Genomic DNA, 20,903 nt, shown 5'->3' on the forward strand with positions numbered 1-20,903 from the left:
TATATTCCCTATTTAATTGTCTCACGGAGAGTCTCAGGCAACTCAAATTCCCCTTTACTGCGTGATAGCTCTTTCACCTCTGGATTATCAAGAGGCCCCTTAACTTGGTAGTTGACTTGAGTAAACACCTCAACCACAGGAGAAATTACTGTTGTTATCGCTAACACATATAAAGCGGTTGTCGGTGTGACCGCAAATGCTGTAAGAACAGGAATTCCCGATGTAATATCTGGTACAAAGTTAACTTCAGCATCGACTGTCTTTGAGTTTAAATTAGCGAGCCCTTTAATTGCCATCTCACCAGCTAAGGCATCCATTTTGATATCATTTGTCAGGAAAATACCATTCTTGATATCACCACTACCAGTGATAGAGTTAAAAGCCATACCACCATCAAATACATCACTAAAATCAAGCTGCATTTTACGAATAATCGAATCTAGGCTAAACAATCCCAAGAGTCTTGCTGCGCCACTCGCTCCAGTAACTTGACCTTTGCCAAGCTTCATAGCCACATGCCCTTCCAAAGTATTGACTTTCATTGACCATGGAGAACCATCCCATTCCACTTGGGAATCAAGATCAAATGGCGCCTGTTGAATTCCTGATGTAATACCAAAGCGCTCCATAACATCACTATTATTCTCACCAGACATAGTAATATTGAACTGAGTATGGCTCTGCTGCTGGTCAAGGCGCCAAGAGCCGCTCATATCGACCTTGCTGCTACCACTTTCTAAATTAAGCTTTTTCCATTCAAGAGCTTCTCCGTGGCGTTCTAAATCTAAGAGTACTTTACCGACCTTATATCCTTGCAACCAAAAATCATCGATTGCTAGAGTTATGTTTGGAATGTACTTATGAAACGAACGTTCAAAATCACTAATCAGTTCCTTTTGGTCTCTACCTGCTTTAAACAATGTCGTTTCTTTATATTCCTTATCCAAAGCTGGGACATAGACATGTAGCCTGTCTAGTGAAACAGAAAGATCATAGGGTTCAAGGTAGTTTGCTTCTCCTGATGCTTCTTGGCTTTCTAAACTCATATGCCACCCCAAACTCTTACGTTTAGCTCTGAAATCAACGTCATTCCACCAGATACTACCCAATGTCAGCTCTTCAACATTTAAATCGATGCGATTAGGCATAGGGATTTGAGGCGTATTCATATCATCTAGTGCAGCTTTGTCATCATTACTAGGGTTAGAGATCAAATCTGCCCATTTATCTAGATTAAGTTTATCAATGCGAACCTGTGCCTGATGGCCTGAGATTGGGCTAATTTTAAAGCTACCTTTACCCAAAATAAGATTAGTAGCTTTTAGCACTGGTGTCTCAGAACGAATATCAATCTCCGTTTGATATTTAAGATTTGGGAGTTGTAAACGAGCACTAATACTTTCTTGATTTCCTGACGCTTGCATTCGAGCCTTCCAAGGCTGTTCAAGTGTTTTATTAAGAGGATAAGGATAGTTACTGCTTACCATCTTAAGATCAGCACTAATATCAATTTGATAAGAAAAGCCAACATCGTTAAGTTGAATAGCGATACCCATTTGCCAAGGTGCGTGCCCATTAACTGGATTTGTCCATCGTTTACCCAGATATGGCGTCAAAGGTTTGAGTTCCCAGTCACCTATCACATCAATGTTTACATCGTATCCCTGCTCTGCATTTTCACCTCTAAAATCAAGTGCAATTGACTGCTTAAGAAGTTTGCCAGTTAACCCAGCAGCGCGTACGACGTCATTATCAAATTCAATCCGCCCGGACACATGCTCTAAGTTCATTTCTGGGGTTTTTATAGTAACTTGAGCATTATCCAAAACGGCATCGCCCCAAGCGCGAACTTCAGCTTCAGAATCAAAAGGAATATTAAGCTTAAAATTTGACTTAACCTCCCCTTTAACTTGCACTGCAGTTAAAGCGGCTCCAACCGAGTCAACAAGTGGCGAAGCCATCATATAATCTCTAACTGAGTTACCTTCTGCAGCTGCACTTGCTTCGATTTCAATATGCCCGCCAGGTCCAAGTCGTGGTATTTGACCAGTTATACGGGTTGCTTTTATATCAGTTAACGTCGCGCCATGAGAGTCAAGGTATAACTCATCATTTTGAAACAGCAGATCTAGCTGTAAGTCAGTAATTGTCGGCCAAGCCGTATCAAAACTAAACTTGGCGTCCTTTAGTCCAACCCACGCCTGAAATACCCCTTCGTTATTATTGTATGGAAAATCTCCTAATTCACCGTACCATAGCAACTTTGCCGTTTTAACTTTACCAGCTTGAATTCCACTCGATAAGTAATCGGTTAAATCTCGCCCTAAAGCCAATGCAGGTAAATAACGCCATATTTCTCCTGCATTGTAGAGATCGGCCTCAGCATAAAAGGACAAAAATGGACTTTCATTGTTAGGAAAATCTAGGCGAAACTCCCCTAAGACTTGAAGATCAGGCGTTGCCACCGTGACTTTGTCAGCCCACAAAGTCCAACCATTACTATCACTTTGCCAAACAATGTCTAATTGACCTTGTTTAATATTAAGCGGCGCCTGAAAAACGTCACCATAGGGTAAAATATCGTCGATAAGACTTACTCTTGATTTAGCCTGATAACGGTCACCAGAAATATTCGCTGATAAGTGCTTAACGCCCGGTAGTAGATCCCATTGCTCCATCTCACCATCGATGAGTTGCAATGAATATTTGAGAGAATCAATATCTTCCCCATCCATTGATACTCGAACATCTTCAACTGTGCCATCAAGCTTTAATGTTTCAAGTAATTGTGATGCTTGCGCAGAGTGTGGGAACAATTTGACTAAGGGAGAAACTGCTTTCAGATCTAGTTGTGATACGTTAAGAAGCCAATATTCAGGTTGCCACTTAAACGCAATATCAAGCTCCGGCCAAGGCTCATGATCAGTTCGCAATTTAACTGAGTGAGCATTAACTTGCCAACCATTATCAGTCGGCTCTAACTGTAAGATACCAGATTCGATCATCAACTCATGCTGCTGACCTTCTTTCCAAATTAGCTCCGAAGGCTCTAACTCAACATAGGCACTAATCGGCTGATTGTGGTCAAGAGCAATCCAGCTATTGAGACTGACTTGACCTTTCTTGATCCCTGTCTCTGTTTGAAGATACTGAGTCAGCCAAGGTGTAATCAAAATATTATCGACGGCTAAGTAAAACTCACCACTGACCTCCGCTAAAGAACCATGGTCAACAAAATCAGCCTTGACCTGAGCAGAGTTTAGGTTGGTATCTGCAATACTCACCTCACCGTCAGCGATGTGACGTCGCCCTTTGTTCTGCCAAAACAGCTGACTGATATCTAGCTCTCGAATAGAGCCATCAATACCTTGAAGACGAATTTTTGAGTTTTGCAGTAAGAAACTGTCTAATTGGCGCAATAATAATTGATCTAACTTCTGAACAACATTCTGCTGTTCTGTTTTTGGCTGCAAGACCTTTTTACCTCCGGACTGAGCCCATGCTATTGAGCTCAGGTCCAGATTGAGGTTATACATGCTCAAATCAGCCACTACAGGCCTCATATCTAGCAGTGACTGAATAAGGTCAAACTCAATTTCAACCGTTTGTACCGAAAAGTGAATTCCACTGGCTTCAGGAGTATTCGCCCGAACATTTTTTAGTGATATGGAAGGATGAGTATTACGCCAAAAACCACTGATTTGATCAATTTCAAAATCCAGCTCTGACCCTTTATTAACCCAGAGTTGGATTTCACTTTTGAAATGATTAAGCTTAGGTAAAGCGATCCTTAGAGTAGTCACCATCACAGCTAAGGCGACAAGAAACACTACCAACAACCAGATCAGTCCACGAAAAATATGTTGCGTCGATAATTTATTCACAAACAGCCTACATCATAACAACGTCAAATTGCTCTTGTACGTATAGAGGCTCAGCTTGCACTTTAACCTGTTTACCAATAAAAACTTCCAACTCAGCCAACGCGTGCGATTCTTCTCCATGCAGATTTTCTGCCACCGCTGGAGATGCATAAACGACAAATTTATCCGCATCATATGCTCGATTTACTCGAGTGACCTCGCGTAAAATTTCATAACAAACGGTATCTACAGTTTTGACACTACCTCGACCTTCACAAGTTGGGCACGTAGAACATAAAACATGCTCAATACTTTCTCGGGTTCGCTTGCGCGTCATTTCAACTAAACCGAGTTGAGTAAAACCATTGATACTGGTTTTCACTCTATCTTTACTTAAGGCAGCATCAAGAGAGGTGAGTACTCGCTTACGGTGAGCCTCAGACATCATATCAATAAAATCGATAATGATGATTCCACCTAGATTACGTAATCGTAATTGACGAGCTATCGCCTGAGTGGCTTCTATATTAGTATTAAATATAGTTTCTTCCAGATTACGACGACCAACAAAAGCACCAGTATTAATATCAACCGTCGTCATTGCTTCTGTTTGATCTATGATGAGATAACCTCCCGACTTTAACTCCACTTTTCGGTCCAAAGAACGTTGAACCTCATTTTCAGTGTCGTACATATCAAAGATAGGCTTATCACCAGTATACAATTCAAGCTTACTGGTAAGTTCGGGAACATACTCTGAAGTGAATTCTTTAAGATTTTCGGTTTCCAATCGAGAATCAACCATTATTTTGGTTAACTCTGTACCGACAAAATCTCGTAAGATTCGCTGTGAAAGCCCTAACTCAGCATAAAGTGTAGAGCGCGTTTTGTACTTAGTACGCCGCTCATTCACCTTAGACCATAGGCGCTTTAGAAAAGCTGCATCTTGAGATAGCTCTTTATCATCAGCCCCTTCCGCGGCCGTACGGATAATAAAGCCTCCCTCTTCATCGCAGTAACAACCAACCACTTTTTTAAGTCGATTACGCTCTTGTTCACTCTCAATGCGTTGGGAAACACCAACATGACTAGCACCCGGCATAAAAACTAAATAGCGAGAAGGAATAGTGATATCGGTAGTCAGGCGCGCGCCTTTAGTACCAAGGGGGTCTTTGACGACTTGAACAACAATATCTTGGCCCTGACGGACCAGTTCAGAAATATCACGAACCTGAAATTGCTGCTTCTCATTTTCGGCCACACACTCTGTATGAGGAACAATGTCAGAGGCATGAAGAAAAGCCGCTTTATCAAGGCCAATGTCGATAAAAGCAGCTTGCATACCGGGTAATACACGACTGACTTTGCCCTTATAGATATTACCAACAATGCCTCGTTTTGCTTCACGTTCAACATGAATTTCTTGAAGAGTTCCCCCTTCAATCATGGCCACTCGAGTTTCACTAGGGGTCACATTGATTAACAACTCTACACTCATGGGTGCACCTCAATATTTTAAAGCTATAAGAATTTGAGCAAGAGCTGGTCGGTTTCGAATAATGGCAGACCTACCACAGCATGATAACTACCTTCAATACGCGTTACAAAACGTCCTCCAATTCCCTGGATTCCATAACTACCAGCTTTATCGCATGGTTCACCAGTATGCCAATATTGTTCTATTTCTTGTTCTGACACTGGCTTGAACCAAACATCTGTAGTCACTACTACAGTTTGTTGTTGTTCTTTACTTGCTATGGTCACGGCGGTCATCACTTGATGAGATCGGTTAGACAATAACATCAGCATTTGTTTAGCGTGTTCCAAGTTGTTGGGCTTTTCCAGTACAGCATTATCACAAACCACAATAGTGTCTGAACCAATAACAATTGCTTCATTTTCCTGCTCTAAACCCGCCAGAGCTTTATCTTGAGAAAGGCGCTCAACGTATTGAAACGGCGTTTCAACTCGGTGCTGATATTCCTCAACATCGGTTCGAATAACGCTAAATTGATACCCAAGTTGCGAAAGCAGTTCCTTACGCCGCGGAGAGCCTGATGCCAACACCAATTTCTTTTCCACTTTCTACCTCACATGCCAATGTCTTCTGACTCTGCGCATCAATAAAAACAACCACGGCCAGAGAATAGTGTTAATCAAGCCACTCCACAACAATAGAGGGTTGAAAGCAATATCTTGCACTAAGTATTCGCCGGAAAATATCAGCACATCCAATATCATGGAAAGCAAACCAATCAAGATGGCTTGTTGCCAAAGCGCCATATTCCTTAACAATAAGAAGTTTAGCGCAACTAGGTAAATGACAATTGACATCATCATGCCACGAATACCGAGAGTTGAGCCAAGCAAAAGATCCCATAGCAGCCCCAATATCAAGGCCGTACCGACATTGACTCTATGTGGTAAAGCGAGTACCCAATAACAGGTAACCAAAAGCAGCCAAGAAGGGCGTAATAAGTCCAAAACACCCGGCCATGGAATGGTCTGTAGTGTTAAGGCAATTAAAAATGACAAGGCAATAACCATCTTGCCTTTCAAAACACTATTCGCCACCAGCCGTTACCTCTTGCTTATTTTTCGGCAATGCCTGCTGAATTTTATTTTGTCTAGAATCGTTAGGCCAAATGAGCAGTAAGTAGCGTAAACGTTCAAAGTCGACGACAGGCTCAGCCTCAATCGCCGCAAACTCACGTGCAGTATCACGCATAACATCAGCAACATGTGCTACTGGGTAACCTTCTGGGTACACACCGCCAAGACCGGATGTGACCAGTAAATCGCCCTCTTCAATATCCAGACTAATCGGAATATGATCCAAGTTAATTCGGTCAATTGAACCATTGCCTGAGGCAATAACACGAATATCATTTCGTATCACCTGAACTGGAATCGCACTTTGACTGTCGGCAAGAAGAAGCACCCGACTATTATGCGCTGATACAAAAGTCACTTGGCCAACAATACCTTTCTCATTGGCAACAGGTTGCCCCACGTAAACACCATCTATCTTACCTTTATCAATTACGACTTGCTGGCGATAAGGAGACGTATCTACCGCCATAACCTCAGTCACAACTTTACGTTCGCCGCGTACAAATGAAGAACCTAATAGTTTACGTAAACGCTGATTTTCTTCTCGGTATTGATCGAGCAGTAACATATCGTTTTTAAGACGCAAGATTTCACGTTTAAGCTTGTAATTGCTTTCCATAAAGTCTTGACGAATATTAAACCGCTCGTAAGCATCATCGAACATAATGCGAGGGACATCTGCCAAGTATTGAATTGGCGCTACCATACTATTAAGCAGGTAACGTACTTGGGTAAATGCGCCTAAACGACTGTCAGCCAGCATAAGGCTGGCTGACATAATGACCGCAAAAAACAACCGTAACTGAAGTGAAGGTCCTCGGCCAAAAATAGGCTTCATTGAATATGAGTTCCTTATATACTCAAAAAGGCCCTAAGTTGAACTAGGCCAATTTGATTATTCTTCACTAAAAAGATCGCCACCATGCATATCGATCATTTCTAAAGCTTTACCACCACCACGTGCAACACAGGTCAACGGATCTTCTGCAATTACTACTGGAATACCTGTTTCCTCAGTCAGAAGGCGATCAAGATCTTTCAATAAAGCACCGCCACCGGTGAGAACCATTCCGTTTTCTGAAATATCTGACGCAAGTTCAGGTGGACACTGTTCAAGCGCAACCATCACTGCAGAAACAATTCCTGTCAAAGGTTCTTGCAATGCTTCGAGGATTTCATTGGAGTTTAAACTAAAGCTTCGTGGTACACCTTCCGCTAAATTGCGGCCACGAACTTCAATTTCTTCTACTTCGTCACCTGGGTACGCAGAACCAATCTCGTGCTTAATCTTCTCTGCCGTCGCCTCACCAATTAAGCTGCCATAGTTACGACGAACATAATTAATGATGGCTTCATCGAAGCGGTCACCGCCAATACGCACAGACGATGAGTAAACTACACCATTTAACGAAATAACCGCTACTTCTGTTGTACCGCCGCCGATATCGACCACCATTGAACCTGTAGGCTCTGAAACACGCAAGCCCGCACCAATTGCTGCCGCCATGGGTTCATCAATAAGATAAACCTCACGAGCGCCCGCACCAAGTGCAGATTCACGAATAGCGCGGCGTTCAACTTGGGTAGAACCACACGGCACGCAAACAAGAACTCGCGGGCTAGGTTTTAATACACTATTGTCATGCACTTGTTTGATAAAATGCTGCAGCATTTTTTCTGTGACATAAAAGTCAGCTATCACGCCATCTTTCATTGGACGAATCGCCGAAATATTCCCCGGAGTACGACCTAACATTTGTTTCGCTCCGTGTCCCACAGCAGCAACACTTTTACCTGCTCTGTTACGGTCTTGACGGATAGCGACGACTGAAGGCTCATCAAGAACAATACCCTGTCCTTTGACGTATATAAGTGTGTTGGCAGTACCTAAATCGATAGATAAATCATTAGAAAATATGCCACGAAGTTTTTTGAACATACTCTTCGCTCGTCCTGAAAGAATTAGAAGATAGAAAATTGCTCTAAATGTACCAATGCCTAGCCATATCAGCAAGGCATTGAGCTATAAACATGGGGTGAAACGTGTAATTTCTAACAGATTCCTAACCAAAGTCGAAAAATCAAGCAATGAATGAGGCTTGTTTATCGCTTGCGATGATTTTTTGTTCACGGTAAAACCTTAGTTTTGTTCATTCCACCAAATCACTCGATCGCTACCTCGGTAAATACCAAACTGAACCTGCCCAGAAACCGAGTTATCATCATCGAGACTGCCGTCATTACCAACATCTTCCCTAAGCCATGGTACTCCGTTACTTTGCATATCAAAAGAAGAAGTAATGGTCCCCATATTTCCAGAGCCTGGAGCACTAAACTCAAGCCAAGATTCGCCGCTGCTAGCGGTGGCTGATGTCAGGGAGGCATTAACCTCAGGCGGCGTCTGGCTACCACTGGTAACAACTGTGTAATCACTTGAACTAAAAGAAAAGTCGGTAATGAGACCAAAGTTTGTACAAGAATCGACTGTATTAGTGACAAACTGGTTGCTGTTGTAATATTGCAGTTCAAGCCTTTGCCTCAGCGCAGAAAGCTCAGAGCCGTAGGTATCATTGAGGAGCAATCTTCCCCAGTAAAGCTGCATTGTATTGTCGCTGTTAAAACTAATAGCTAAACAATCATTAATGGAGTCCGAATCGACTGTTTTATAACAAACATTATCTTGATCGGTGATATCGCTCGCACCCAAAGTGAGCTGAAGACTTGCTGCGAAAAAATTAATTGGGCTCACGGCTTTGGTGTATGTGATCTGTTCATTATTTAGTTGCACTACTGTTGCGTTGTTAGGGTCTGTAAATCTGTCGACATTTGCTACACCTTGTTCAAAACTAATCGACTCACTGCTATTGCTATCACTGTATACACGCGCAGGCCAATCACTGTCATAACGCCAAAAGTCACCAAACTGGTAATTTGTAACATCAGAACCATTAGTGGCTTTGGGGTTTAGCGCTAAACGGGGCTCTACTAGATAACCAAAAGGTTGGCCAATATAGCTAAAGATGTTACAAGTCGGTTGCAGAGTAGGTGATTGAAAAACCGACGCCGCAAAATAAGCAGGTATAAAACGCAGATACACACTCTTGGCTGGTGTAATGGTTTTTTCACTGCTTCCATAGTAACTGGTAGGCGGCGTTACCGTGAAATCAAACACACCGACTTCTGATAAAGACTGAGGAACAATGTTAGTGCTGCCAGCCACAGCAGAATGATCATAACTTTCGGTGATGATAGTACCTTCCTGAGAAGTTGCAGTATCAGGAGAGGCTAATTTATGAGCAACATCGATGGCGCTATGTGTGTAGTTAGGTGTTGGCTGATTGGTTTGACCTAGTGCTGTCACTTCAAGGCTAAAGCTCGCACCCGCTTTGGTAAACCATTTACAAAATGCATCGATGCTGGTGCACTCTTCTTCCATTCCAGCAGAATTCTTTGCTACTACAGCAAGAGAAGCGGGAAAACTCACAAAGTTACCCGCTCCGGATAGCTCTAAGCCAGCCTCATCAGCCGTACCAGTAAATTTAGCATTGAGCTGCATCTGCCCTGCATCGTCATAGTTGAGATCAAACTTTGTTTGGCCATTGCTATCAAAGGCCAAGTTAAAATTATCCGCTCCTGACTCACTTGTATTAAGTGCAACATATGTTCCAGTTGGATCAACAGACACTTTAGGATCACCAATGATATCAGCCGCTGTAGGGTTTAAATACTGACTCCAGAGGGCCACACTTTTAGTCACATTGCCAAAACCAACATCACACTTAGTATTACTATCACCCTGCTTAACCGCACTTATGGTAACCTCTACAGCTTCAGCGGCGTATTTATCAGGCACATCAATTTCAAAACCACTGTCGGAAAAGACTAGATCGCAATTTGCTGCACTCCAGCCTCCGCTGCCTATTTGGCATAAATTAGTGGAAAATGGTCGAGCGGGCGGATTAGAACCCATAACATCCAAAGTTATTGTGCCAGGTTGATATTTTCTAATGTAAAAGGTCCCTGAACCACCAGTAAAACTCTGCGAATTGCCACCTTCCCAACCACCACCGCCAGAGATACTCGAAGGGTCCAGAGAAATCGTCACATTATCAGTAAACAGGTCACTACATGTTGCGTTTTTACAGGCCCGTATGGTTACTTCAGACTTGTTGCAGGTAATGCCTTGCCCTGTGTGGGTAATTCTAAAATGATCGATTTGCTCGTCTATTGGACGTGAGCGAAGTGCGCAAACTTCAAAATTATCGATTTCATGGTTATTGGTACTACCACCCGTCGAACCTGTTACAGATAGTAAAAAGTCAGCAGGTACTGCTGCCTGATTATACTGGCTATCTAACACATTGACTGGACCAACAATTGACTGCCAAGCCCCATTGCCGATTTTACGTGAAATTTCTACCTGTGACTGATTACTCACCTGAGAGTCCACCACAATTCGATACCTATGAATCGAACCTGAATTATTATTATCCACGGTTGGAGACAAGCAACTGCCACCAGTATTAGTCTGCCCGTTATTACAAGCGCCCGCCAAGTATCGGTAACCAGTTTCATCTAGCCCTGAACCACGAATTGCAACAGACTGTCGCCTTCTTCCAGGAGCAAAACCCTGGCCTCCCTCTCTAGAAAAGTTACCATATTCATCAATACCAACCCCAAGCCAACCACCAGCAAAACCCGGTTCATTCGGCTTAAAACCATAACCAAGAGGCCCCCCAAAAGCTCCTGCTCTTGGGGTCACTAGAGCATCGGACAGCACAATCCCTATACCATCAGCTCCATTACCACCATAAGCAAAATGGTCAAACTCAATTTCAACTAAATTGTCTGCGGCAGGAAATAGGCGCTGATAAGTAGAAGACGTTGCCTGATTTCTTACAGCCTGGGTAAACCTCAGTCTATTGCTTATAATTTGAGGCTGAAAAGAGCCTTTACTGGTTGAGGTCACCCATAAATCAGACAATGACCCCGCATTGAAATCATCACTAAAGCATTGTGGTGATGGATTAGATCCACCATCACACATATCCAATAGGTCAGCATTGGTAATTGCATCAGGATCTATAATGACATCACTGTTACCTCCGATTGTCAGAGCCCCTCCAGCGCCAATCGCTCCTGTTATATCAGCATTACCAGCGACATTGACTGAGCCTGCAACGTAAATGATCCCATTGACGTTGTTTTGCCCAGTGATAGAGAGGCTACCTGCAACATAAATAAATAAATCTTCTGGGTTACCACCTACATTAATATCTGCATTTGACAGTTTGAGAGTATCAAAATAAAAACGTGCAGTGGTCCCTGTACTATTGAGTATGGTGCCATTTTTGAGATCACCATCATTAAAGTTCCAATCTCCAGGAGGAAAATCTACCGTAACCCCTTGTCCATTAACCTCACACCTTCCGTTCCTGCACTCTAACTTCCCTCGCTTAGCACCAATAACATCTGAAGACGGGCGAACAATACCATTAGGACTCTGATTTCCCGATGGAGGGTCGGTAAAAATATCAGTACACAAGGGTGCTGCATACGCAAAGGCGGAACAAAGCAAGCTTAGTAAAAAGTAGCCAACAGAAGATAACCATTTCATTGCTTAAGCCCCACTTGAATCACTCTTTGCAATTGCCAGTCACCGACACTACAGGTCCCTGTAGAAGTGAGCTGAAAAATTTCTCGGCTATCATCAAGTGAACCAATAGAAGCACAACTCACGCTGGCTGAGCATTGAAAAAAACCATTGCCTTGTAGGATTATCGTTTGGACAGAAAGAGACTGGCAAATTCCACTAGATGGATTTTGATAGAAACGGCTAAGCTCGATTTGAGCCCCAGAGCGCGCCGCAAGTTCAGCCCGTGTGCCTATCACTGAGGCGATAAATTGATCGCTACTACGCTCTTGGTTTCGGTTAGCAACTGAGGCGACAAAGCCAACCACAACCACAATAATAAACACCACCAGCAGCAGGCCACTGCCGGTTTGTTTATGGCGTATTGTAAATAAGCGCATCATGATCAAACCTTACCTGCTCTCCATTGTCTTGAAATATGAGTACCATTTTCACCAAACCATTGCGTTGCAACTGTGGTTGTTCAACGATAAAGTTCACATCGCTGAGATTACCCGCCACTCGAACTCCAGTATTTAGGGAAGCTGGCGCCAACGAGGCTCTGTTTAAAGAATAGCCGGAATAGCGCAATAACTCATTACCCACAAGACAAAATGCCACGGGCTCTCGATAGAAATAAAGGCGATCAGCAGGACTAAGTGTCACAAATCCGCTTGATTGCGTCAAAGTCACATCCACCATACTTGTCATTGCTCCACTCACAGCAAAATCAACCGCTGTCTGAACTTGGGCTGTTTGGCCTATAGCGGTTACATCGGATCTAAGCTCAGCGGCACTAGTTGGGTAAACAACCACTCTCTCATTGGCCGGAATACTCTTCTCGATTGGCAAAACTCGAATCGCAGAAGACGCGGCAGATGGTGAGGGAAGATCGAGATAAATAGCACTATTGGTAATGGGTAAGATTTCAATGCAATCACTGCTAACTATCACACTATTAGGTACCGCTTCACGGATTTCTCTGCGTAGCCTTTCGGTAACAAAGCGGCCTTGTTGAATCAATGTCTCACGAGTGGCAGAGTCAGAATAAAGTACTAAAGACTGGCGAATCACCTCACCGATAAACAAACCAACAATACCGAGTAACGTAATTGAAATCACCATTTCAATTAAGGTAAAACCACGCTCGCGCTCTAGTTGCATTAATAGTTCCCTCTGATAACCGCAAATGGGTACTGGTTACCCTGGCGGTCGGTCACTGTCACTTCGATTCGTTTGTAATGGGTGATGCTGGTAGATGGCGTGCCTTGCATCTCTACGCCATTCAAAGCCTCATAATAAACCGCAATTGCTATGTTATAACCTTGATAACCCTCACTGAGGGTCACGCCCAACACATCTCGCGCACTACCATTAAAACCGTTAAAGTCATCAACGTCATTATAAAGTGTGTTGTTACTCTCTCCAGAGCCAGTTTCTGGGCCTAAAGCGGTTGATATGGTGCAAGTGGCCCCTGATACGCCGGACAAAACACATTCAGGGAGACCACCATTTGGCCCTGAGTTATGGTCAAAGTTTCTGCCCAGCACTTCATCCATCACAGCTCGCCCCAGCTCAGCCGCTTTCACCGCTGCAATTTGATCAGCGCTTTGTTTTCCCCTTGGAAAAAGTGCCGTTGATACGCCGCCAATGGCTATGGCCATGATGGTGATGACAAGGATCATTTCAATCAGAGTAAAGCCAAACATCTTAGCAATTTGATGTTTTGGCATAGATACCCCCTTGTGAATTAATACAGATATAGCGCTGCGTACCTGATTGCCCTTCAAGCGTCACCGTACATTCCGCTGTTGAACATTGCTGCGGACGACCCAAGCCATCGAAATCAATAAAATTCACATTGCCATCAGCATCAAGGCTAAGCTGAACATTGGCTTCTTGGCCGTTGACATAACTGCTGTCACTGGTGTCTGTAAGAAGAGTGGTGCTGCAAGAGCCTGCTGAGACTGCTGGAGAGATTTGCATCACTTGATTATTGCTCACCATCCAGCGGCCACAAAATCCTATGCGATTCATAGACCTAAGCTGGGTTAAACGTAAAGAAGAAAGCACTTCTTGCTCTAGAAGTTGAGCATCAAAACCGCTTTTACCAAAAAAGCGACTGGAGGCATATAAAGAGACAATCCCAAGCAGGATAACAATGGTGATAAGCTCAACGAGTGTAAAGCCTTGGTCTTGCTTAATAGGCATATAAACCTTGAGTGGGTTATTTTTCGCTTTAATTATAGGTGCTAAATATCAAAACTGGCGTCGACTCTATCCCATTTATACGGAGAATTCGTTAGAGGAGTATAGATTAGTAAGGCCAGTGTCACTGCCCTGGCCTTGTTCTAGATTGATTAGCAACCACTATCATCCACGGTTGATGTAGCAGCAGACACTGAGGTTGCTTGAGTATAGGTCACAGCGCAAGTCGAGGACGGGGAGCCTGAAAACCCGTAGGAAATAGAAGTGTTAGGTACACTAGCAGCCACAGCCCAATCAGTGGTTAACCCCGTAACTGCAGCGCCAATACCTGCAGCATCAGCCGTTGGATAACCAAAAATAGTACTAACCGTTGTACTCCCAGCAGTAACATTTGTTGCAGAAGAGACTGTATCTAGTCCTTCTATCGCCGCTTTTCCGTAGACAATACCAGCCGCACCATCCATTGCGCCTTTTAACCCTTGTAGAGATGCCTCACGAGCATCCCCTTGGAGGCTAAGAAAGCGAGGTGCTGCGGTTACCGCCAATATCCCTAAAATCACAATTACCACCACTAATTCAATTAGGGTAAAACCACCTTGTTTTTTCATCATCTTAATCTCTCTTTATGCATTGGCGCGTTATTGCAGCGTGACAATCACGCGTCCCGTCTTAATCTCATAAACAAACTGATTGTCTACACCACCAACTTTTTGGATATAAGTACAACGTTCATTACTCTCAGCCTGAGCCGAATATTTAATATTGTCGTTATCACCGGAGTTATCTGCGCTCTCCACGCCTGGAGAGTTTTGCAATAAATTCTCCATCAGCTCGACACAAATCTGATTAGTCAGATTTGTTGGGAAGCTGCTGTTATTTGTTTTAACTGCCCACGGATAGCCATCACGAAACCCTGTGTCCGTGTCACTGCTGTTTTTAGCTCGCGTGAGCCAAAACTCGACGCCATCATAATTAACACTATTATAAATTTCTGTATTAACCGTAACTGAAGGGCGAGACTCAGCTTCCCACTGCGCACGCGCAGACAAGACTCCAGTGGCATAGCCTCCCGCTACACCTTCTACGCTGGCTTTTTTAGCGCTGTCTGTCACATCTAAAAAGCGCGGCAAGGCTGCCACTGCTAATAAACCGACAATTACAATAACCACTACCAGCTCAACCAAAGAGAAACCCGACTGCTTACTTAGCATAATTATCAACTCGCCATCTAGCGGCGCGCATTATACTTAACGCGCCAAATATAACCAACAAGAATGTTTACGTTCTTTACTCTAGTCATTATCAGTATCAACGCTAAACTTACCTTCTACTAACTGAACCTGAATTTGCTTGCCTTGAGCAAAAATATAGTTACAGCGATAATTATCTAACTCAGAAGACTCAACTACGCGTACTGGGGTTTCATCGAGTACCCTCTGTTTTGGATAAAGTAACGCAAACCAAAACTGGCAGCTTGAAGTCCTATCTTCACCTATCGGCAGCACCCAGCCATTGGATGAAAAGAGGATTTTTTGCCTATCTATGTCTAGCTGCTCTGGCTGCCCCTTTAACACCCACTGCTGTTTATAAAAGCCTGCCCTTTCAATGATCCTTTTACTCGCAAGCAGAAATGCCGTTTCCCCCATATCTGCTTGCAGTTTTTCTACCACACTAAACAAACTCAAAAGTAAAATGCTGATTGCTACTAACCAAATGACCAGTCGAAATCTGTCCGGAACCATGGCAATATTAGCCCTGAACAGCATCTAACATTCCCCACATCGGAAGGAATATACCCAAAGCAAGAATCAACACCATACCAGCCACTACTACTAATAATATAGGCTCTATTCGCGCCGTTAGCGTTTTAAGATCATAATCAACTTCACGATCATAAAAGTCTGCTGCCTCTAATAGTAGTTCATCTATCCGCCCGGTTTCTTCTCCCACAGATAGCATTTGCAATACTAACGGCGTAAAAACCTGACTATTACTTGCAGTTGATGAAATAGTGCCACCAGCCTCAATAGACGATTTCATCTCCAGCAAACGATTTTCTAGAAACTTGTTTTCCAAAGCTTCAGCCGAAAGCGCTAATGACTGATTGAGCGGAACACCCGCTTTTAGCATCAAAGCAAATGTGCGAGAAAAGCGAGATAATTGGGCTCGATTGACCAAATCACCAATGATTGGCATGCGCAGACGAAATTTATCCCATTTCTCCTGACCATTAGGTGTGCGTTGCCAAGTTTTAAAGCCAAATAGGACTCCAATCATCACACCTAAAATTAAGGCCCAGTAATTAACAAAAAAATCAGATGTGGTAATGATAATCCTTGTTGGTAGAGGTAAATCAACGCCAAAACGGGAAAACATGCTCGCAAACTGAGGAATCACTTTCACATTAAGAACAAATAGCGCAACGAGAATAAAACTGATCACAAAAGTTGGGTAACGCATTGCGGTTTTGATCCGTTTACGAGTTTCCACTTCCAGCTCATAATAATTTGCCAGTTGAAGCAAAGCTTGATCCAAACGACCTGTGTTTTCACCTACGTGGATTAATGAAACAAATAGAGGGCTAAACACCTTAGGATGCATTTGCATCGAAGCTGACAAACCACGACCATTGGTTAGTTCATGAGCAACCTCTTCTAAAGCCTCTTTAAGCTGTTTGTTGGCACTGTTTTGCGTCAGTCCTTTCATCGAACGAAGAAGTGGGACTCCAGCTTTAGTTAAGCTGTAGAGTTGGCGACAAAAAATCACCAAAACTTCGAGTGGAATAGAAGGTGTTAATAAAGCTTTAAGGTCAAAATTTAAGGCGCTACCGCCTCCCCCCAAAGTGATGACAGTAGGTATAACACCTTTGTTAATCAAAGATTCAGCCGCAGCTTCTTCGTTGGTAGCATCAACCTGCCCTGTCACAGCAGAGCCATCAAGATTTCTTCCCTCATAGCGAAAAACTGGCATCACTTAACCTACAAATAAATTGCTTCAACAGAGCCTGAAGCATCACCTTCACCAAGCGCCATCACTTCATCCAAGCTAACAACACCTTGCAAAGCAAGTTCCATAGCTGATGCCAGCAAAGGTTTGTAACTTTCAGCTTGGCGAGCAGTTGAAGCAAACCCTACCGCATCCCCCGCTCGTAGCATATCCATCATATCGTGCTCAAGTTCAAGCATTTCAAATACCCCTATCCTTCCTTGATAACCGGTAAGATTACAGTTTTGGCAACCTCTACCTTTCACAAATGAGGCTTGCTCTTGGTTTGGAAAGCGCTGTGCTAACCATTGCTTTTTAGCCTCTTCTAGCCGGTCATCTATTTTACAGTCCTGACAGACTTTACGAACTAATCGTTGAGCGACCACGGCACGTACCGCGCTAGCAACAAGATAACCTGGCGCCCCCATATCCATCATACGCAAAGCGCTATCTACAGCATCATTGGTATGTAAGGTACTCAATACTAAATGGCCTGTTAGCGCTGCCCGCAAACCAATTTCAACCGTTTCTTTATCACGCATCTCCCCCACTAAAATAATGTCAGGATCTTGGCGAAGAAAGCTTCGTAGAATAGTGGCAAAATCGAGGTTGATTTTAGGGTTAACCTGAACTTGATTTACACGGGATAAACGATATTCGACAGGATCCTCAACGGTAATAATTTTTTTACCTGGCTGATTGAGTTCCGTCAAAGCACCATACAAAGTCGTGGTTTTCCCTGAACCAGTTGGCCCAGTAACCAGTATCATTCCGTGTGGCCGTTTTAATTGCCTTCTTAAGCGGACTAATATATGTTCAGGAAGACCTGATTCCTCAAGTTTACGTACCCCTGTTGACTGATTGAGCAAGCGCATCACAACAGATTCACCATGCTGAACTGGCATGGTTGACATACGAATATCAACCGATTGCCCCTTAGCACGAATGTTGAAACGTCCATCTTGAGGCAAACGCTTCTCTGAGATGTCCAAATTAGCCATTAGCTTGAGTCTCAATACCAAAGCTGGGGCGACATTAACCTCATTTAATAGCGTTTCATGTAAAACACCATCAATACGCTGACGCAAACGCAAAACGTCAGCATCAGGCTCAATGTGGATATCCGATGCCGCAACTTGAATCGCATCTTCAAACAAGGAATTAATCAGCTTTACAACGGTGACTTCATCACTATCTTCGTCCTCAATATTGAAATCAAATGAGTCGGTAACCTGATGCTCTGCCTGCAACTGCTCGGCGAATGACGCTATTTCTTTTGTACGACGATAATAGCGATCAAAACCATCCACTAATTGTTTCTCAGGTGTAATGACAAATTCGACCGTGTATTGTGCCAATTGATCAAGTAATGCTTCTTGAGAGGACAGATCCGCAGGGTCACTCATCGCAACCCTAAGCGTGTTTTCCTGACGGCCGATCACCATAGCACGTAATCGACGCGCATGAACCTCTGGCAAAACCTGAACCGCATCCACATCAACATGCGCCCTGGCTAAATCAATCAGTGGTACGTCAAGCTGCTGAGAAAGAAAGCTCAGCATCTGGTGTTCAGTCAAAAAACCCAGCTCAATCAGTGTTGAACCTAACTTCCGACCTGAATTTTTTTGGGCAGATAATGCCTCTTCTACTTGAGACTCGCTAATAATCCCCTCTTCAACTAACAAGTCACCAAGACGTTTTCTAAGTTTAATTTGCATCTGGTTGTTCCTCTAAGTGACGGATCAAAGCCAAACGGTCGCGAATAAACTGTTGAGACTGGTTGGACAAACCCAGTTTATTCAAAGCTTGTTGATATGCCTGTTCAGCACTAGACAAATCCAATGCACGTTCTTGCTGTATCCCCAAACCAAGCCACCAGCGGCCTGAATTTGGCTCCAAAGAAACTAAAGTCTGATAGCTATTAAGAGCAATGTCATTATGATGAGATTTCTGAGCCAATGCGGCTCGTAACGATATGTAATCCACAGATGCCTGCTCAGGGACATAAACTAATGCTGTCAATGCCGCATCATTTTGCTTCTCTTTAATGAGCAACTTAGCAAGAGACATTCTAAGTACCGCCGATTCTTTATCAATTTGAATACCTTTATTCAATATCTCAACGGCCTTTCTGGCATCACCTTTCCCATAATACAAAGCCGATAATTTCTTTCGCACTTCAATGTTATGTGGTACATAGCGAAGGGCAACTTGGTATTCATCCAAAGCTTGGTCGAGATTGTTGTTGTCGAGTGCTTTACTTGCCCTATATTGAGCTTTTTCTGCTAATTGCCTTGGCGACAGTTCAACCTGATGAATGATCATCTCACCTGCCGATGCCTTGATAAACGGTGTTTGTTTGACTTTTTGCTGCGCACCACCCTGACTCGCCAGTAGCACAGGAGCTTTAACATTTGGACCTTCAGCCTTGATTTCCCGCTGATTTTTCACTTCAGGCACTTGAACTCGTGGCAGGGGTGTGTAAATGACCTCTGTACTCACTGAAGATTTTGATGTAGGAGATAAAGTAACAGTCGTCGATTGTACTTTATCCGTGGGAATTTGGGGTGGGACTTCCAATGGTGCCTGAGTAGACAAAGTCCACCCCCCAACCGCAAGGCTGAGAGTAAAGCTACCAATAATCCAAGGTAACACTTTTAGCTGCTTAATCGGTTGTATATGCGCTTTTGATACTAACTCAGGTTGTTGATTTGAGACCTGTTTCGACAATTTAGAAAGCGCATTATTAATCTTACTCATGATATACCCCATCCCCATAAAAGTGGGCTTTTAAACCTTGGCTTACAGCTATCATAAGTATCATGAATGGCATTAAATACATGCTGATTATTAACCATCGCACTCCCTTGGCTACACGCTAGTACTAAACACTTGTGGCATATTTGGTTAATCAACCTTGGTATACCGCGGCTCGCTTTCCAAATAGCTTTCTTATTAGCCAAAGTAAATAACTCTACCTCAGAATTAGACTTTTGAAGCCTATTATCGATATAAGCAACTGCTTCAGACAGCGTTAATCCCCTTAACTGAGCACTGAAAGTAACTCTCTGCCTCAACTGGCGAAGGTGATGCTGCTCTAGACGTTTATCCAATTCTGGTTGGCCAAACAGTACTATCTGTAACAGCTTACTGTGCTCAGTTTCCAAATTACCGAATAATCTCAGCACTTCCAGCGCCTCATCACTGAGAGCCTGAGCTTCATCAACAAATACCACGACCTGCGAACCAGTTCGGGCAAGTTCTATAAGTTTAGACTGGATATCGCCAACCAGATTCGTTGAATCAGAAACCGTCACTTCGAGCTCAGCAGCAATTGCCCGACGCAGCTCATCACCATTGAGCGCAGAGTTAGGTAGGTAAACTAACTGAAATTCTTCATCCAGTTGATTGACTAAAATTCGACACACCATAGTTTTACCTGTACCAACTTCCCCCGTCACTTTGATTAAACCTTCTCCCATTTGTATGGCAGAGTAGACAGTTTGAATAGCCTCATAATGAGGCTCCAAACCCAAAAATAATTCAGTATTAGGTGTTAGATGAAAAGGAAATTGCGTTAAATCAAAATACTCAAGATACAT

General features: G+C 43.4%; 18 protein-coding genes. All 18 read right to left on the minus strand.

The window, feature by feature from the left end:
- Nucleotides 1–8: 8 nt before the first annotated feature.
- The 18 genes from KO511_RS18940 to KO511_RS19025 all read right to left on the minus strand — a co-directional run bounded on the left by KO511_RS18940 (nucleotide 9) and on the right by KO511_RS19025 (nucleotide 20,903).
- Nucleotides 9–3,884: a YhdP family protein gene (locus KO511_RS18940; protein WP_354668178.1), complete on the minus strand. Its 3,876-nt coding sequence runs from the start codon at nucleotides 3,882–3,884 to the stop codon at nucleotides 9–11.
- A 7-nt stretch (nucleotides 3,885–3,891) separates the two neighbouring features.
- Nucleotides 3,892–5,361: a ribonuclease G gene (gene rng / locus KO511_RS18945; RefSeq protein WP_215988949.1), complete on the minus strand. Its 1,470-nt coding sequence runs from the start codon at nucleotides 5,359–5,361 to the stop codon at nucleotides 3,892–3,894.
- Between the two features lie 23 nt (nucleotides 5,362–5,384).
- Complete coding sequence (locus KO511_RS18950; RefSeq protein WP_215988950.1) at nucleotides 5,385–5,945, minus strand: Maf family protein; 561 nt, start codon at nucleotides 5,943–5,945, stop codon at nucleotides 5,385–5,387.
- A gap of 3 nt (nucleotides 5,946–5,948) precedes the next feature.
- The gene (gene mreD, locus KO511_RS18955) at nucleotides 5,949–6,437 is read right to left on the minus strand and encodes a rod shape-determining protein MreD (RefSeq protein ID WP_215988951.1); all 489 of its coding nucleotides are present in this window, start codon (nucleotides 6,435–6,437) and stop codon (nucleotides 5,949–5,951) included.
- Nucleotides 6,427–7,314, minus strand: coding sequence for a rod shape-determining protein MreC (gene mreC / locus KO511_RS18960; protein ID WP_215988952.1), 888 nt, complete (start codon nucleotides 7,312–7,314; stop codon nucleotides 6,427–6,429). Before mreC ends, mreD begins: the two co-directional genes overlap by 11 nt.
- A gap of 57 nt (nucleotides 7,315–7,371) precedes the next feature.
- Entirely contained in the window at nucleotides 7,372–8,415 is a 1,044-nt protein-coding gene (locus KO511_RS18965; protein WP_114787462.1) for a rod shape-determining protein, read from the minus strand.
- A 201-nt stretch (nucleotides 8,416–8,616) separates the two neighbouring features.
- Entirely contained in the window at nucleotides 8,617–12,093 is a 3,477-nt protein-coding gene (locus KO511_RS18970; RefSeq protein WP_215988953.1) for a DUF6701 domain-containing protein, read from the minus strand.
- Entirely contained in the window at nucleotides 12,090–12,512 is a 423-nt protein-coding gene (locus tag KO511_RS18975; RefSeq protein ID WP_215988954.1) for an MSHA biogenesis protein MshP, read from the minus strand. The genes KO511_RS18970 and KO511_RS18975 overlap by 4 nt, the downstream gene beginning before the upstream one ends.
- Nucleotides 12,484–13,272: a PilW family protein gene (locus KO511_RS18980; RefSeq protein WP_215988955.1), complete on the minus strand. Its 789-nt coding sequence runs from the start codon at nucleotides 13,270–13,272 to the stop codon at nucleotides 12,484–12,486. The genes KO511_RS18975 and KO511_RS18980 overlap by 29 nt, the downstream gene beginning before the upstream one ends.
- Nucleotides 13,272–13,841, minus strand: coding sequence for a prepilin-type N-terminal cleavage/methylation domain-containing protein (locus KO511_RS18985; RefSeq protein ID WP_215988956.1), 570 nt, complete (start codon nucleotides 13,839–13,841; stop codon nucleotides 13,272–13,274). The genes KO511_RS18980 and KO511_RS18985 overlap by 1 nt, the downstream gene beginning before the upstream one ends.
- Nucleotides 13,819–14,319, minus strand: a complete 501-nt coding sequence (locus tag KO511_RS18990; RefSeq protein WP_215988957.1) for a type II secretion system protein — start codon at nucleotides 14,317–14,319, stop codon at nucleotides 13,819–13,821. The genes KO511_RS18985 and KO511_RS18990 overlap by 23 nt, the downstream gene beginning before the upstream one ends.
- 149 nt (nucleotides 14,320–14,468) lie before the next feature.
- Nucleotides 14,469–14,924 (minus strand): type II secretion system protein, encoded by a 456-nt coding sequence (locus KO511_RS18995; RefSeq protein ID WP_215988992.1) that lies wholly within the window; start codon nucleotides 14,922–14,924, stop codon nucleotides 14,469–14,471.
- A 30-nt stretch (nucleotides 14,925–14,954) separates the two neighbouring features.
- Nucleotides 14,955–15,527, minus strand: coding sequence for a prepilin-type N-terminal cleavage/methylation domain-containing protein (locus KO511_RS19000; RefSeq protein WP_215988958.1), 573 nt, complete (start codon nucleotides 15,525–15,527; stop codon nucleotides 14,955–14,957).
- A gap of 81 nt (nucleotides 15,528–15,608) precedes the next feature.
- Nucleotides 15,609–16,082 carry an MSHA biogenesis protein MshF gene (locus tag KO511_RS19005; protein WP_252724450.1) on the minus strand — a complete coding sequence of 158 codons (474 nt, stop codon included), beginning with the start codon at nucleotides 16,080–16,082 and terminating at the stop codon, nucleotides 15,609–15,611.
- The gene (locus KO511_RS19010; protein ID WP_215988959.1) at nucleotides 16,066–17,286 is read right to left on the minus strand and encodes a type II secretion system F family protein; all 1,221 of its coding nucleotides are present in this window, start codon (nucleotides 17,284–17,286) and stop codon (nucleotides 16,066–16,068) included. The genes KO511_RS19005 and KO511_RS19010 overlap by 17 nt, the downstream gene beginning before the upstream one ends.
- A gap of 8 nt (nucleotides 17,287–17,294) precedes the next feature.
- Nucleotides 17,295–19,019, minus strand: coding sequence for a GspE/PulE family protein (locus tag KO511_RS19015; protein ID WP_215988960.1), 1,725 nt, complete (start codon nucleotides 19,017–19,019; stop codon nucleotides 17,295–17,297).
- A complete protein-coding gene (locus tag KO511_RS19020; RefSeq protein ID WP_215988961.1) occupies nucleotides 19,009–20,061 on the minus strand; it encodes a tetratricopeptide repeat protein in 1,053 nt (350 codons plus the stop codon). Before KO511_RS19020 ends, KO511_RS19015 begins: the two co-directional genes overlap by 11 nt.
- On the minus strand, nucleotides 20,058–20,903 hold the full coding sequence (locus tag KO511_RS19025; RefSeq protein WP_215988962.1) for an ExeA family protein: 846 nt from the start codon (nucleotides 20,901–20,903) through the stop codon (nucleotides 20,058–20,060). Before KO511_RS19025 ends, KO511_RS19020 begins: the two co-directional genes overlap by 4 nt.

Origin of the sequence: Vibrio hepatarius, assembly GCF_018860525.1 — a bacterium.
GTDB classification, from domain to species: Bacteria; Pseudomonadota; Gammaproteobacteria; order Enterobacterales; family Vibrionaceae; genus Vibrio; species Vibrio hepatarius_B.

Coding starts and splice junctions, on each gene's coding strand:
- KO511_RS18965 (WP_114787462.1), bottom strand. CDS start 8,415: ATGTTCAAAAAACTTCGTGGCATATTTTCTAATGATTTATCTATCGAT.
- KO511_RS18975 (WP_215988954.1), bottom strand. CDS start 12,512: ATGATGCGCTTATTTACAATACGCCATAAACAAACCGGCAGTGGCCTG.
- KO511_RS19000 (WP_215988958.1), bottom strand. CDS start 15,527: ATGCTAAGTAAGCAGTCGGGTTTCTCTTTGGTTGAGCTGGTAGTGGTT.
- KO511_RS19020 (WP_215988961.1), bottom strand. CDS start 20,061: ATGAGTAAGATTAATAATGCGCTTTCTAAATTGTCGAAACAGGTCTCA.
- KO511_RS19015 (WP_215988960.1), bottom strand. CDS start 19,019: ATGCAAATTAAACTTAGAAAACGTCTTGGTGACTTGTTAGTTGAAGAG.
- KO511_RS18995 (WP_215988992.1), bottom strand. CDS start 14,924: ATGAAAAAACAAGGTGGTTTTACCCTAATTGAATTAGTGGTGGTAATT.
- rng (WP_215988949.1), bottom strand. CDS start 5,361: ATGAGTGTAGAGTTGTTAATCAATGTGACCCCTAGTGAAACTCGAGTG.
- KO511_RS18985 (WP_215988956.1), bottom strand. CDS start 13,841: ATGCCAAAACATCAAATTGCTAAGATGTTTGGCTTTACTCTGATTGAA.
- KO511_RS19005 (WP_252724450.1), bottom strand. CDS start 16,082: ATGCTGTTCAGGGCTAATATTGCCATGGTTCCGGACAGATTTCGACTG.
- KO511_RS18990 (WP_215988957.1), bottom strand. CDS start 14,319: ATGCCTATTAAGCAAGACCAAGGCTTTACACTCGTTGAGCTTATCACC.
- KO511_RS19025 (WP_215988962.1), bottom strand. CDS start 20,903: ATGTATCTTGAGTATTTTGATTTAACGCAATTTCCTTTTCATCTAACA.
- mreC (WP_215988952.1), bottom strand. CDS start 7,314: ATGAAGCCTATTTTTGGCCGAGGACCTTCACTTCAGTTACGGTTGTTT.
- KO511_RS18970 (WP_215988953.1), bottom strand. CDS start 12,093: ATGAAATGGTTATCTTCTGTTGGCTACTTTTTACTAAGCTTGCTTTGT.
- KO511_RS18980 (WP_215988955.1), bottom strand. CDS start 13,272: ATGCAACTAGAGCGCGAGCGTGGTTTTACCTTAATTGAAATGGTGATT.
- KO511_RS19010 (WP_215988959.1), bottom strand. CDS start 17,286: ATGCCAGTTTTTCGCTATGAGGGAAGAAATCTTGATGGCTCTGCTGTG.